The organism is Bradyrhizobium betae, assembly GCF_050632175.1.
Taxonomy (GTDB): domain Bacteria; phylum Pseudomonadota; class Alphaproteobacteria; order Rhizobiales; family Xanthobacteraceae; genus Bradyrhizobium; species Bradyrhizobium betae_B.
In genome coordinates this window covers 2,470,359-2,483,196 of record NZ_CP192576.1, presented here as the reverse complement: position 1 = coordinate 2,483,196, position 12,838 = coordinate 2,470,359, and the positions used below count along the sequence as shown (strand labels likewise).

At 64.8% G+C, this 12,838-nt stretch carries 12 protein-coding genes and 2 pseudogenes; 6 read left to right on the top strand and 8 right to left on the bottom strand.

All coding sequences use genetic code 11. The features are described 5' to 3' along the window. Positions 1 to 85 precede the first annotated feature (85 nt). The 4 genes and pseudogenes from ACQ86E_RS12065 (at position 86) to ACQ86E_RS12050 (ending at position 2,895) form a co-directional block, all read left to right on the top strand. A complete protein-coding gene (locus ACQ86E_RS12065; protein ID WP_014439218.1) occupies positions 86 to 553 on the top strand; it encodes a PH domain-containing protein in 468 nt (155 codons plus the stop codon). A 14-nt stretch (positions 554 to 567) separates the two neighbouring features. Next, positions 568 to 1,341 (top strand): bifunctional 2-polyprenyl-6-hydroxyphenol methylase/3-demethylubiquinol 3-O-methyltransferase UbiG, encoded by a 774-nt coding sequence (ubiG, locus tag ACQ86E_RS12060; protein ID WP_431205568.1) that lies wholly within the window; start codon positions 568 to 570, stop codon positions 1,339 to 1,341. Positions 1,342 to 1,448: 107 nt separating this feature from the next. After that, a pseudogene (locus ACQ86E_RS12055) lies at positions 1,449 to 1,729 on the top strand (GIY-YIG nuclease family protein). Between the two features lie 266 nt (positions 1,730 to 1,995). Then, a complete protein-coding gene (locus tag ACQ86E_RS12050) occupies positions 1,996 to 2,895 on the top strand; it encodes an EamA family transporter (protein ID WP_431205567.1) in 900 nt (299 codons plus the stop codon). On the opposite strand, the gene ACQ86E_RS12045 is transcribed toward ACQ86E_RS12050, so the two are convergent. The 5 genes from ACQ86E_RS12045 to ACQ86E_RS12025 are packed head-to-tail and all read right to left on the bottom strand — an operon-like array spanning position 2,892 to position 5,682. Beyond that, a complete protein-coding gene (locus tag ACQ86E_RS12045) occupies positions 2,892 to 3,374 on the bottom strand; it encodes a DUF1178 family protein (protein ID WP_431205566.1) in 483 nt (160 codons plus the stop codon). The genes ACQ86E_RS12050 and ACQ86E_RS12045 overlap by 4 nt on opposite strands. Continuing rightward, a complete protein-coding gene (locus ACQ86E_RS12040; RefSeq protein WP_431205565.1) occupies positions 3,371 to 4,252 on the bottom strand; it encodes a carbon-nitrogen hydrolase family protein in 882 nt (293 codons plus the stop codon). The genes ACQ86E_RS12045 and ACQ86E_RS12040 overlap by 4 nt, the downstream gene beginning before the upstream one ends. Next, positions 4,249 to 4,524: a glutaredoxin 3 gene (gene grxC, locus ACQ86E_RS12035; RefSeq protein WP_014439224.1), complete on the bottom strand. Its 276-nt coding sequence runs from the start codon at positions 4,522 to 4,524 to the stop codon at positions 4,249 to 4,251. The genes ACQ86E_RS12040 and grxC overlap by 4 nt, the downstream gene beginning before the upstream one ends. Before the next feature lie 47 nt (positions 4,525 to 4,571). After that, complete coding sequence (locus ACQ86E_RS12030; RefSeq protein WP_431205564.1) at positions 4,572 to 5,363, bottom strand: ComF family protein; 792 nt, start codon at positions 5,361 to 5,363, stop codon at positions 4,572 to 4,574. Further along, positions 5,353 to 5,682, bottom strand: a complete 330-nt coding sequence (locus tag ACQ86E_RS12025) for an NIPSNAP family protein (protein ID WP_431206454.1) — start codon at positions 5,680 to 5,682, stop codon at positions 5,353 to 5,355. The genes ACQ86E_RS12030 and ACQ86E_RS12025 overlap by 11 nt, the downstream gene beginning before the upstream one ends. A 92-nt stretch (positions 5,683 to 5,774) precedes the next feature. Between ACQ86E_RS12025 and ACQ86E_RS12020 the strand changes: the two genes are divergently transcribed. Beyond that, the gene (locus tag ACQ86E_RS12020) at positions 5,775 to 6,623 is read left to right on the top strand and encodes a methyltransferase domain-containing protein (RefSeq protein WP_431206453.1); all 849 of its coding nucleotides are present in this window, start codon (positions 5,775 to 5,777) and stop codon (positions 6,621 to 6,623) included. A 123-nt stretch (positions 6,624 to 6,746) separates the two neighbouring features. Here ACQ86E_RS12020 and mutT read toward each other — a convergent pair whose 3' ends face one another. The 3 genes from mutT to ACQ86E_RS12005 form a co-directional block, all read right to left on the bottom strand. After that, positions 6,747 to 7,157 (bottom strand): 8-oxo-dGTP diphosphatase MutT, encoded by a 411-nt coding sequence (gene mutT, locus ACQ86E_RS12015; RefSeq protein WP_431205563.1) that lies wholly within the window; start codon positions 7,155 to 7,157, stop codon positions 6,747 to 6,749. A 10-nt stretch (positions 7,158 to 7,167) separates the two neighbouring features. Next, positions 7,168 to 8,409, bottom strand: coding sequence for a bifunctional glutamate N-acetyltransferase/amino-acid acetyltransferase ArgJ (gene argJ, locus ACQ86E_RS12010; protein WP_431205562.1), 1,242 nt, complete (start codon positions 8,407 to 8,409; stop codon positions 7,168 to 7,170). Positions 8,410 to 8,513: 104 nt separating this feature from the next. Continuing rightward, the gene (locus tag ACQ86E_RS12005; RefSeq protein WP_431205561.1) at positions 8,514 to 9,449 is read right to left on the bottom strand and encodes a peptidylprolyl isomerase; all 936 of its coding nucleotides are present in this window, start codon (positions 9,447 to 9,449) and stop codon (positions 8,514 to 8,516) included. Between the two features lie 352 nt (positions 9,450 to 9,801). Here ACQ86E_RS12005 and secA point away from each other — a divergent pair. Further along, a pseudogene (gene secA / locus ACQ86E_RS12000) lies at positions 9,802 to 12,642 on the top strand (preprotein translocase subunit SecA). Positions 12,643 to 12,838: the final 196 nt, after the last annotated feature.

The following is a 12,838-nucleotide window of genomic DNA, read 5'->3' as shown; positions in this document are numbered from 1 at the left end:
CCGACCGCGCGTATACATAGCGGCGGGGCCGGGGGCAAGCGGGTTCCTGCGGGGCCGGTTGTGGGGTAATGGGTTAACCGGGATCATGGCGCGCTATATCGACGAGATTCTTCAGCCCGGCGAGAAGGTGCTGTATTCGACCAATGCGCACTGGATTTTCTATTTCCCGGCGATCGTGGCCTGGGTCGTGGCCTTGGCGTTCTTCGTCGCGTCCCGGCAAACCATCGTCGAGGGGCTCGTGCTGCTCTGTCTCGTCGCCTCGGGCCTTGCGGCTCTGGCCGCGCTGTACTGGACCGTGAAGGGCTGGTTCCATCGCTTCACCACCGAGACCGACGTCACCAACCTCAGGGTTGTGCACAAGACCGGCTTCATCAAGCGCCGCACCTTCGAGATGGCGCTGGACAAGGTCGAGAGCGTCGACGTCGACCAGTCGATTCTTGGACGTATTCTCAACTATGGCGACGTGACGATCCGGGGTGTGGGCGAGGGGATCGAGAAAATCACCACCATCGCCTCGCCGCTCGCCTTCCGCAGTTCGATCACCACGCGGTAGGACCGCGCGTAACCATGAGCATGCAGCAAAATACTTCCACACCCGCAAGCCCTCAGCCCGGCTCGACCGTCGACGCCGCCGAGATCGCGAAATTCTCAAAACTCTCGGCCGAGTGGTGGGACCCCACCGGCAAGATGGCCCCGCTGCACCGGATCAACCCGCTGCGGCTCGGCTACATCCGTGACGCCGCCTGCCGCAAGTTCGAGCGTAACGTGCGCAGCCTGAACAGTCTCGGCGGCCTGCGCGTGCTCGATATCGGCTGCGGTGCCGGCCTGCTGTGCGAGCCGCTGTCCCGGCTCGGCGCGCAGGTCATCGGCGTCGATCCGTCGGCGAGCAACATTGCGGCGGCGAAGCTGCATGCCGACAAGGGCCATCTGGCGATCGACTACCGCTGCACCACGGTGGAGGAGATCGACCCGCGCGAGCGCTTCGACATCGTGCTGGCGATGGAAGTGGTCGAGCACGTGGTCGATGTCGGCGTCTTCCTGAAACGCTGCGCGGCAATGCTGAAGCCGAACGGGTTGATGGTGGTCTCGACGCTGAACCGGAACTGGAAGAGCTTCGCGCTCGCCATCGTCGGCGCCGAATACGTCCTGCGCTGGCTGCCGCGCGGCACCCACGAATGGAACAAGTTCGTCACCCCCGACGAGCTGACGAAATACCTCCTCGACAACCGCCTCGTCATCACCGAGCAGACCGGCGTCGTCTACAGCCCGTTCGCCGACAAATGGGCGCTCTCGTCCGATATGGACGTGAACTACATGGTGGTGGCGGAAGGGATGGTGTGAGGGCGTCGTGAGTCAGGCGCGAACTCGTACCCCTCGGACGGTGTCGTCCCTGCGAACGCAGGGACCCATAACCACAGGCCTCAATCGTTAGCCGAGACAGGCCGAGCATGTACTACGTCTACATCCTCGCCAGCCGCCGTCACGGAACGCTCTATATCGGGATCACCAATTCGCTCCAGAAGCGCCTGGAAGAACATCGAACCGGCAAAGGCTCGAAGTTCGTCAAACGCTACGGCGTGCACCGCCTCGTCTACACCGAAGCTTTCGAGCGGGTGGATGAGGCAATTGCCCGCGAAAAGCAGCTCAAGCGCTGGAAGCGCGACTGGAAGATCGAACTCATCGAGGCGAGAATCTGGAGTGGCGTGATCTGAGCGACTTGCTGGTTTGATGGCGTGATGCTGCCAAGCAAATGCCGTCGTCCCTGCGAACGCAGGGACCCATACCGCGGAATCCATCGGTGGCGGATGGTGTCGGATGCGCGGGTTCGCGGCCTTCGCCAAACTGCTCCCTGGGGTTATGGGTCCCTGCGTTCGCAGGGACGACAGCGGAGATTATGGCGAGAGCATCGCTCCCATGACATCCGCGTGGTTGACCGCGCTGGTCCCAGCTTGCAGGTTGCTCCGACTTTTCCTGCATAAACCACCGCCACCCCCCATGTTCACCGTCGCCAGCCTCTGGATCCCCTTCACCGTCATTGCCGCGCTCGGCCAGGTCGCGCGCAATGCGATGCAGCGGTCGTTGACGAAGCCGCTGGGGACCTGGGGCGCGACCAACATCCGCTTCTTGTTCGGCTTTCCGTTCTCGCTGCTGTTTCTAGGCGTGGTGCTGATTGCGACCGGCGATCATCTCAACGCGCCGCCGACCGTGTTCTGGCCGTGGCTGCTGCTGGGGGCACTTAGCCAGATCGTCGCGACCGGGTTGATGCTGCTCGCGATGAACGACCGCTCCTTCGTGGTGACGACGGCGTATCTCAAGACCGAGGCGATCCAGACCGCGATCTTCGGTTTCGTCTTTCTCGGCGATCACCTGACCTGGCTGAAGGTGCTGGCGATCGTGATTGCCACTGTCGGCGTCGTTATCACCGCGTTGCGGCCTGGCGGCGAGAAGAGCTTTGCCGAGTTGAAGCCGACCATCACCGGTCTCGTCGCGGCCGCGGCATTCGCGCTGTCTGCCGTCGGGTTTCGCGGCGCGATCATCAACGTTCCCGGCGTCTCCTTCGTGACCGCGGCGTCGTTCACGCTGGTGCTCGGCCTGTTCGTGCAGACGCTGATCCTGACGGTCTATCTGCTCTGGCGGGCGCCAAAAGTGCTGCAGGCGATTTTGGGACTGTGGAAGCCGTCGCTGCTTGCGGGCTTCATGGGCGCCTTCGCCTCGCAATTCTGGTTCCTGGCGTTCGCGCTGACGGCCGCCGCCAATGTCCGCACGCTCGCACTGATCGAAGTGCTGTTCGCGCAGGCCGTGGCGTACTACTCGTTCAAGCAGCCGATCGCGGCGCGCGAGATTCTTGGCATCGCGCTGATTGTTGTGGGCGTGGCGGTGTTGGTCGGGGCCTAGTTGCGGTCTTCCGGCAAGGTCGGCAGCGGCGACACCTCGATGCCCTCGTCGATCAGCGACTTCGCCTCGTCGGGCGAGGCCTCGCCGTAGATCGGGCGATGCTCCTTGTCGCCGTAATGCATCGCGCGGGCTTCGTTCGCGAACTTCTCGCCGACATTGTCGGCATTCTTCACGATGTGGTCGCGCAGTTCCTTCAGCTTGGTGCGAAGCTCGCGCTCCTGCGCCATCAGGAGTGAGGTCGGTCCGGACGGCATCGCCTCGGGCGCAGGCGTGGCGGCAGGCTCGGGCGGCGGGGTTGCGGGTCCGCGTCCCTTCTTGCCGACGATGCGCGGCGCCATGATCGCCTTGTCGACCTTGGCCGAGCCGCAGAGCGGGCAGGTCACCAGCTTGCGCTTCACCTGCGAATCGTAGGCCGACGAGCTCTGGAACCAGCTTTCAAATTCGTGACTCCGGTCGCAGCGGAGCGTGTAGCGGATCATGCCGATCCCCGCACGAGGTGCAGATGGTCCTTGGGGTCGGCCACGCCGAAGCGGCGGCCGTGCTGGAGCGAGGGGATGGCGCGGCGCGCGGTCTCGACCTTGGCCGGGTCGATCCTGGCCATGATGATGCCGGGCTCGACATCACCCTCGGCGAGGATCTCGCCCCAGGGATCGATGATCAGGGAGTGACCAAACGTCTCGCGCTTGTTCTCGTGAGTGCCTGCCTGCGCCGCCGCGAACACGAAGCAGCCGGTCTCGATGGCGCGCGCGCGCAGCAGGATGTGCCAGTGCGCTTCGCCGGTCTTGCGGGTGAAGGCGGAGGGCACCGTGAGGAAGGACGCTCCGCTCTCGGCCAGCGCGCGGTACAGCGCGGGGAAGCGGACGTCGTAACAGATCGTCAAGCCCACGCGGCCCCAGGGCAGGTCGGAGATCACCGCGGTCTCGCCCGGCTGGTAGTTGGCGGATTCGCGATAGCTCTCGCCGTCCGGCAGCACGATGTCGAACATATGGATCTTGTCGTAGCTCGCGAGCACGTTGCCCTCGGGCCCGATCAGGAAGGAGCGGTTCACCGCCTTTTCTTCCGAGAACCTTAGCGCCAGCGAGCCGACATGGATGTGGATCTTCAGCTCGGCCGCGAGCGCGCGATACGCCTTCAGCGAGGCGTCGTCCGCTTCGCTCTGGAGGTGCTCGAACAGCGCCGTGCGGTTGAGCTGCATCATGTTGCTGACTTCGGGCGTCTGCACGTAGTCGGCGCCATTGGCCGCGGCCTGCCGGATCAGCTGGGTGGCCTGCGCGAGGCTCGGCCCCGGCAGCAGGCCCGTGCGCAGCTGGATCATGGCCGCAGTGAAGGTACGATCCTGAGCTTGATCCTGGCTCATGATATCGCCTTCACGCTCTCGAGCATCGCATCGAGCTTGCCCTCGCGGTCGAGCGCGTAGAGGTCGTCGCAGCCGCCGACATGGGTGCCGCCGATCCAGATCTGCGGGAAGGTCGACCCTTCGCCGGCGCGGTCGTACATCTCGTCGCGCCAGGACGGGTTCTTGGCGACGTCGAACTCGGCGAAAGTCGCCTTCTTCCGGGTCAGCAGCGATTTGGCGGCGGAACAATAGCCGCAGCCGGGCCTCGTGTAGATCTCGACAGCAGCGGTCATGTTGGCTGGCGCTCTCATGTCATGAATTCATTGAATTATATGGGACTTCACCTGATCTCCACAACCCGGGCAAAGACGAGCACGTCGACCTGGGCCGCCTTGGCCCGGAGCAATGCCCGTGCGCAGGCATCCAGCGTCGCGCCCGAGGTCAGGACATCGTCGACCAGGATGATGTGGCGGCCATGGATCTCGGCCTGACGGTCGGGAGATACCTGGAATGCGCCCTGCACATTGGTGGCGCGCTGGGCCCGCGACAGGCCGATCTGCTGCTCGGTGGCGCGCACCCGGCGCAGCACCTCGCCGCGCACCTCGACCCCGCTCTGCCGGCCGATGGTGCGCGCCAGCGCCCCGGACTGGTTGTAGCGGCGGCGCCAGGCCCGCCGCCAATGCAGCGGCACCGGGACCAGCATGTCGGCGCCGGTGAGCAGTTCGCCGCCCGCGCGCGCCATCCAGCGGCCCATGGCAGGCGCCAGATCGGTGCGGTCCTGGTATTTCAGCGCATGCACCAGCGTGCGCGCGACGTCGTCATAGCGAACCGCCGCGCGCGCCCGCTGGTAAGCCGGCGGGTTCGCGATCGCCTCCATCGACAACATGTCGGGGCCGGGGTCATAAACGAAGGGAATGCCGAGCCGCGGGCAATAGGGCCGCTCGATGAACGACAGCCGCGCCCAGCAGGCTGCGCACACGCCCTCGCCATCAACCGGCTCGCGGCAGGACACGCACAGCGTCGGCAGCGCGATGTCGAGCGCCAGCCGTGCCGCGCGCGACAGCAGGTGGCGGCCGGCGCCGAGCGCGCCGCGCAGATAGCTCGAAATGAAGCGTGATGCCTCAACGTCCATCGGCCTGCTGCGCGTTAGTGAGCACGGGTCGGAAGAAGGATCGCTCATAACGGCGGAAGCAGCGCGTTTCCTTTGCGAAGGCGATCGCCTTCTGGACGTCCGGATCTTCGGCGCTGTCTTTCCGATATTGCTCGTAGGCCGCGAAGCTCGGGAAGCTGAACATCGCCAGCGCGACGTCGCTCGCCCCTTCCGAGGGCAGGAAGTACCCGTGGTGGATGCCGCCGAATCTAGGCAGTAGTTCCAGCCACATCCTGCCGTAAGCCTCGAATTCGGCGAGCTTGTCCGGCGGGACCTCGTATCGCAGATAACAAGTGACCATCCTCGGATACTCCGGCGCGCCGCGCACCATGGGGAAGCTAGCGCCACACGCAGTGGATTGCCAGAACCGCCGTGATCGGCGTAACCAGCGGCATGGCTTCGACCCCTCAAACCCCGCCCGCCCTGTTCGACCGCGCATTGCTGCATGCGCGGCAACAGCGTGCGCAGGCGCAGGGTGGGGTGACATTCCTGCTCGATCGGGTTGCCGAGGACATGACCGACCGGCTCGCCGCGGTGATGCGCGAGTTTCACGCAGCGGCTGATCTGTGGACGCCAGGCGAAGGGCTCGCCGGGCTGCGCTCGCGGCTTCCTGCCATCGAGCGGATCGCGCTCGATCCGGCGGGCGCCGAGAAGCTGCCCTTCGCGCCCGACAGCCTCGATCTCGTCGTCTCCGGGCTGGCGCTGCAATTCGTCAACGACCTGCCGGGGGTGTTCGCGCAAATCCGCCGCGCATTGAAGCCGGATGGGCTGCTGCTGGCCGCGATGATCGGCGGCGACAGCCTGACTGAGCTGCGCCAGGCCTTTGCCGCCGCTGAAGCCGAATGCGAGGGCGGCGTGTCGCCGCGGGTGGCGCCGTTCGCTGATCTCAGAGACATCGGCACACTGCTGCAGCGGGCGGGCTTTGCGCTACCGGTCACGGACGTCGACCGCGTCGTGGTCCGCTATGGCAATGCGTTCGCGTTGATGCAGGATCTCCGCCGCATGGGTGCGGCCAACGTGCTGATCGAGCGGCGCCGCACGCCGAGCCGGCGCGCGACACTGCTGCGCATGGCCGAAATCTACGCCGAGCGCTTTGCCGATGCGGACGGCCGCATCCGTGCGACCTTCGACATCATCTGGCTGTCCGGCTGGGCGCCGCATGCGAGCCAGCAGCAGCCGCTGAAGCCGGGATCGGCAAAAGCCAGTCTGGCGGAGGCGGTGAGGAAGGCGCGAGAGACGTAGGCTCTCTCCTCCGTCATGGCCGGGCTTGACCCGGCCATCCACGTCTTTCAGCTCGGCACGAAGATCGTGGATGCCCGGGACAAACCCGGGCATGACGCCGAGAGAGTGGCGATCCCTTCGCTCTCACATCAACAGATCAATCAAATGCGGGATCAGCGGAATGTCCGCCGGCGGCATCGGGTAGTCGCGCAGCTTGTTGGCGCGGACCCAGGCGAGGGTCTGGCCTTCGCGCGGTGTCACCTGGCCCTCCCAGCGCCTGCAAATATAGAGCGGCATCAGCAGGTGAAACGTCTCGTAGCCGTAGCTCGCAAATGTCAGGGGCGCCAGGCACGGTTCGGCAACGGTGATGCCGAGCTCCTCCTGCAATTCGCGGATCAGGCTCTGCTCCGGCCGCTCGCCGGGCTCGCACTTGCCGCCGGGAAACTCCCAAAGGCCTGCCAGCGTCTTGCCCTCGGGGCGCTGTGCGATCAGGACACGCTTGTCGGCGTCGACCAGCGCGCAGGCCACCACCAGTGTCAGCTTGAGATCGGCCATCGGCTTTCCGTTACGACCTGTAATCCCCGTTGATCGCAATATATTCCTTGGTGAGGTCGCAGGTCAGCACGCGGTCGCGGCCCTTGCCGAGGCCGAGCGAGACCTTGATCGCGATCTCCGGCGCCTTCATCGCTTCCGACACCTGCGCCTCGTCATAGGACGGGTCGCGCGCGCCGCTCTTGGCGACACGGATGCCGTTGAAGGAGATCGACAGCTTGTCGCGATCGGCCGGCTCACCGGCCTTGCCGACCGCCATTACCACGCGGCCCCAATTGGCGTCTTCGCCGGCGATCGCGGTCTTCACTAGCGGCGAGTTGGCGATCGACATCGCGATCTTGCGCGCGGAGGCCTTGGTCTTGGCGCCTTCGACGGTGATGTCGACCAGCTTGCGCGCGCCTTCGCCGTCGCGGGCGACCTGCTCGGAAAGATTGGCGAGCACCTGGTTGAAGGCTTTGACGAATGCCTTCAGCCGGGGATCGCTGGCGCGGCTGATCTTCGGTGCACCATGTTCGGCGGCAGCGCCCGTCGCGAAGGCCAGCAGCGTGTCCGAGGTCGAGGTGTCGCCGTCGATCGTCACCGCGTTGAAGGTGTCCTCGACCCCGGCCTTGAGCAGGGCTTGAAGCGCTGCGGGCGCGATCGGCGCATCGGTGAAGATAAAGGACAGCATCGTCGCCATGTCGGGGGCGATCATGCCGGCACCCTTGGCCATGCCGTTGATGGTGACCTTGGCTTTGCCGAGCTTGACGGTGGCGGTCGCGACCTTCGGGAAGGTGTCGGTGGTCATGATCGCCTTGGCCGCGGCAAGATAATCGCCGGCCTCGGCGGTCTCGGCCAGACGGCCCAGCACGCCGTCGAACTTGGTTGCATCCAGCGGCTCGCCGATCACGCCGGTCGACGCCAGGAAGATTTCGCTTTCGTTGCAGCCGACGGCCTTGGCCGCAATCTTCGCGGTCAGCGCGGTGGAGGCGCGGCCGGTCTTGCCGGTGAAGGCATTGGCATTGCCGGAATTGACGACGAGGGCGCGCGCCTTGCCGCCCTTCAACTTGGCGCGGCACCATTCCACCGGCGCGGACGGGCATTTCGACTTGGTGAAGACGCCGGCGACCGCGGTGCCCTTGTCCATCACCGCCAGCAGCACGTCGGTGCGGTTCTTGTAACGGATGCCGGCCTCTGCCGTCGCGAGACGAACGCCCGCGATGGTGGGCATGTCGGGAACAGATTTGGGGGCGAGGGGAGAGACGGCTGAGGACATCGTTGGGCGCGCCTTGATGGGGTCTGAATATGCAGATGGCCGGGCTTTTGCCCGGCCATTGCGACGTTAAATACTATTGGCGTCCGCGAAGTGACAGCGAATTCTTACTTCTTCGCCGGCGGCGCCATCTTGCTGTCGGATGGCTTTGCATCCGAAGGCTTGGCCGGGTCGGCCGGTTTGGCATCAGGCTTGGCGTCCGCCGCCGGCTTGTCCATCCGCTCGACCTTGGCTTCCGCGCGCAGCTTGGCGACGTAGTCGGCCTGGGCCTTGCGGGTGACGTACTGCTCGATCTGGGGCTTGACCTGCTCGAAGTCCGGCGCCTTGCGATTGCGCTTTTCCTCGACCTTGATGATGTGCCAGCCGAACTGCGACTTCACGGGATCGGAGATCTTGCCCGGCTCCATCGCGAAGGCCACGGCCGAGAATTCCGGCACCATCTGCTCCTTGGTGAAGAAGCCGAGGTCGCCGCCATCGGCCGAACCCGGATCCTTGGACTTCTTCTTGGCGAGCTCGGCGAAATCGGCGCCCTTGTCGAGCTCCGCCTTCACCGCCTTGGCCTCGTCCTCGGTCTCGACCAGGATGTGGCGCGCGCGCACTTCCTGCTCGCCGGTGATCTGCTTGGAAGCCTCCTCGTAGACCTTCTTCATGGCGTCGGGGGTGGTGGCGGCCTTGCCTTCCTGGGCCAGCAAATTGTCCATCAGCAGGCGGTTGCGGGCGAATGCCAGGCGCTTCTTGAACTCCTCGCTGTCGGCGACCTTCTTGTCCTCGGCAGCCTTGGAGACGATCTTCATGTCGATCAGGAACGACAGCACGTTCTCGTCCTTGGTCGCCGGGTCCATCTGGGCGAGGCTCGGCCCGAGTTCCTCTTCGGCCATGGCGACGTCGCTCTTCTTGATTTCCGCGCCATTGACCTTCGCCAGCACCGGATCGTCGGCAGCCCGGCCGGGACCCGCGATCAGCGCCAGCGCAAGGCAGCCCACGAGGGCGGTGGCGAGGCCGAAGCGCAGGCCGGCTTTGGTTACCGGGAACGAGGTGGTCATGGAAAATCCTTTTGTTGAAGCAGGGGGCTGCTCGAAGCGGGCGGACACTCGCCCAATTCAGGGGGCTTGGCAACGCGAAAAGTCTGTCAAAATGATGAATTAGCCGCAATGCGGCTGCCGTTGACAAGGCCCTGACCGGGCCATATCTCTGCCCGGTCGCGACCATGGCGATAGCGTTTATTTTGCTGCGTTTTTGGCCGTTGAACCCAGGCTTGCCCAATTCCCACCCATATGGCGGATGACCCCCGCAGTCCGGGCTCTGGCGCCAGCAGGCGTCACGGTGAGTTGATAGGCAGGCGGGTGACAACTTCTTGGCTGCAATGCGGTTGAATCGCGAACACAGGAACAAGGCATGATCGGCGCGCTCGCCCGCAAGTTTTCGGCTCCGCCAACGACCGGCGGGTGAAGGGATATCAGTCCCGCGTCAACGCGATCAACGCGCTGGAGCCGGAGGTCTCGAAACTCTCCGACGAGGCGCTCAAGGCCCGCACCGCCGAGTTCAAGCAGCAGCTCGCCGAGGGCAAGACGCTCGACGACCTGCTGGTGCCCGCCTTCGCCACCGTGCGCGAGGCCGCCAAGCGCACGCTCGGCCAGCGCCATTTCGACGTTCAGCTGATCGGCGGCATGGTGCTGCACGAGGGCGACATCGCCGAGATGAAGACCGGCGAAGGCAAGACGCTGGTCGCAACGCTCGCGGTCTATCTCAACGCGCTCGCCGGCAAGGGCATCCACGTCGTCACCGTCAACGACTACCTCGCCCGCCGCGACTCCGGCTGGATGGGTCAGATCTACGGCTTCCTCGGTCTGACCACCGGCGTCATCGTTCATGGCCTCGACGATGCCGAGCGCAAGGCGGCCTATGCCTGCGACATCACCTACGGCACCAACAACGAATACGGCTTCGACTATCTGCGCGACAACATGAAGTACCGGCTCGAAGACATGGTCCAGCGGCCGCACTTCTATGCCATCGTCGACGAAGTCGACTCCATCCTGATCGACGAAGCCCGTACGCCGCTGATCATCTCCGGCCCGCTCGACGATCGCTCGGACTTCTACAACACCATCGACTCGTTCCTGCCCAAGCTCGACAAGACCGACTACGACGTCGACGAGAAGCAGCGCACGGTGACGCTCACCGAAGCCGGCATGGAGAAGATCGAGGGCCTGCTGCGCGATGCCGGCCAGCTCAAGGGCGAGTCGCTCTACGACGTCGAGAACGTCTCCGTCGTGCACCACATCAACCAGGCGCTGCGCGCCCACACGCTGTTTACCCGCGACAAGGACTACATCGTCCGCGACGACGAGGTCGTGATCATCGACGAGTTCACCGGCCGCATGATGGCCGGCCGGCGCTATTCCGAAGGCCTGCACCAGGCGCTGGAAGCCAAGGAGCATGTCCAGGTCCAGCCGGAAAACCAGACGCTGGCTTCGATCACCTTCCAGAACTATTTCCGGATGTACGAAAAGCTCGCCGGCATGACCGGCACGGCGCTGACCGAAGCCGACGAACTGTTCGACATCTACAAGCTCGAGGTCGTGGAGATCCCGACCAACGTGCCGGTGGGCCGCCTCGACGAGGACGACGAGGTCTATCGCACCCAGAACGAGAAATACGCTGCGATCCTGGCTGAGATCGAGCGCGCCAATGCGCGGCTGCAGCCGGTGCTGGTCGGCACCGCCTCGATCGAAAAGTCGGAGGTGATTGCCGAGTACCTCAAGAAGCACGGCTACCGGCAGATCGATTTCGGCAGCGAAAATTCGATGCAGAAACTGTACGCCGCGGCGCGCGCCAACAAGCCGGCGAAGCTGTTTGCAGTGCTGAACGCGCGATTCCACGAGCAGGAAGCCTACATCGTCGCCGAAGCCGGCGTTCCCGGTGCGATCACGATCGCGACCAACATGGCGGGCCGCGGTACCGACATCAAGCTCGGCGGCTCGGCTCGAGATGCGCATCCAGCAGGAGACTGCCGGCATCACTGACGAGGCCGAGAAGGCCAGGAAGATCGAGCAGATCAAGGCCGACATCGAGCATTTCCGTGAGATCGTGCTGAAGGCCGAGGAAGAGGTCGAGATCGAGCCGGCGAAGGGCAGCAAGCCCGCCAAGACCGTGAAGAAGCCCGGCGGCCTCTACATCATGGGCTCCGAGCGCCACGAATCCCGCCGCATCGACAACCAGCTCCGTGGCCGTTCCGGCCGTCAGGGCGATCCCGGCCGCTCGAAGTTCTTCCTGTCGCTGGAAGACGATCTGATGCGCATCTTCGGCTCGGACCGTCTCGACAGCATGCTGCAGCGTCTCGGCCTGAAGGAAGGCGAGGCGATCATCCATCCCTGGATCAACAAGGCGCTGGAGAAGGCGCAGCAGAAGGTCGAGGCGCGCAACTTCGACATCCGCAAGAACCTGCTCAAGTTCGACAACGTCCAGAACGACCAGCGCAAGGTGATCTTCGATCAGCGCGTCGACCTGATGAAGGACGAGAGCGTCGTCGAAACGGTCACCGACATGCGCCATGCCTTCATCGATGACCTCGTCGCCAAGCACGTGCCCGAGCATGCCTATGCCGAGCAGTGGGACGTCGCCGGTCTCAAGGACGAGCTGACGCGCGTGCTCGGCCTCGACCTGCCCGTGGACGAATGGGCCAAGGAAGAGGGCATCGCCGACGAGGAGCTGCTGACCCGCATCGAGACCAAGGCGGACGAGCACATGGCGGCCAAGGTCGCGCAATGGGGTCCCGACGTGATGCGTTACGTCGAGAAGACCATTCTGCTCCAGACGCTGGACCATCTCTGGCGCGAGCATCTGGTCATGCTCGACCATCTGCGTCAGGTCATCGGCCTGCGCGGCTACGGCCAGCGCGACCCCTTGCAGGAGTACAAGACCGAGGCCTTCAATCTCTTCCAGGAGATGAGCGCGCATCTGCGCGAGGCCGTCACGGCGCAACTGATGCGCGTCGAGATCGTCCCGCCCGAGCAGGAAGCACCGGTGTTGCCGCCGATGGAAGCGCACAAGTTCGATCCGAACACCGGCGAAGACGAAATGGCCATCGCCAACGTCTCGCTCGCGCCGCAGGCTACCGACGCGGCGCTGCGCGATCCGAACAACCCCGCCAGCTGGGGCAAGATCGGCCGCAACGAGGACTGCCCATGCGGCAGTGGCAAGAAGTACAAGCACTGCCACGGGCGGTACGCGTAAGCATCGCGTGCAAATCGACGGGTCCAGGCGACAGCGCGAACAGCTCTGATCGCCCGGACGATGACCCAGCTCCGTGGTCTGACGCGGAACCGTACGCATCTCACTGTGTTGTCGACGTCGTAAGTTTGCGCGGCGGTCCTGGATCGCTGCTCGCAAGAAGATGCGATGGCCCCGGTCGGGAGCCGAGTTCAGAAAT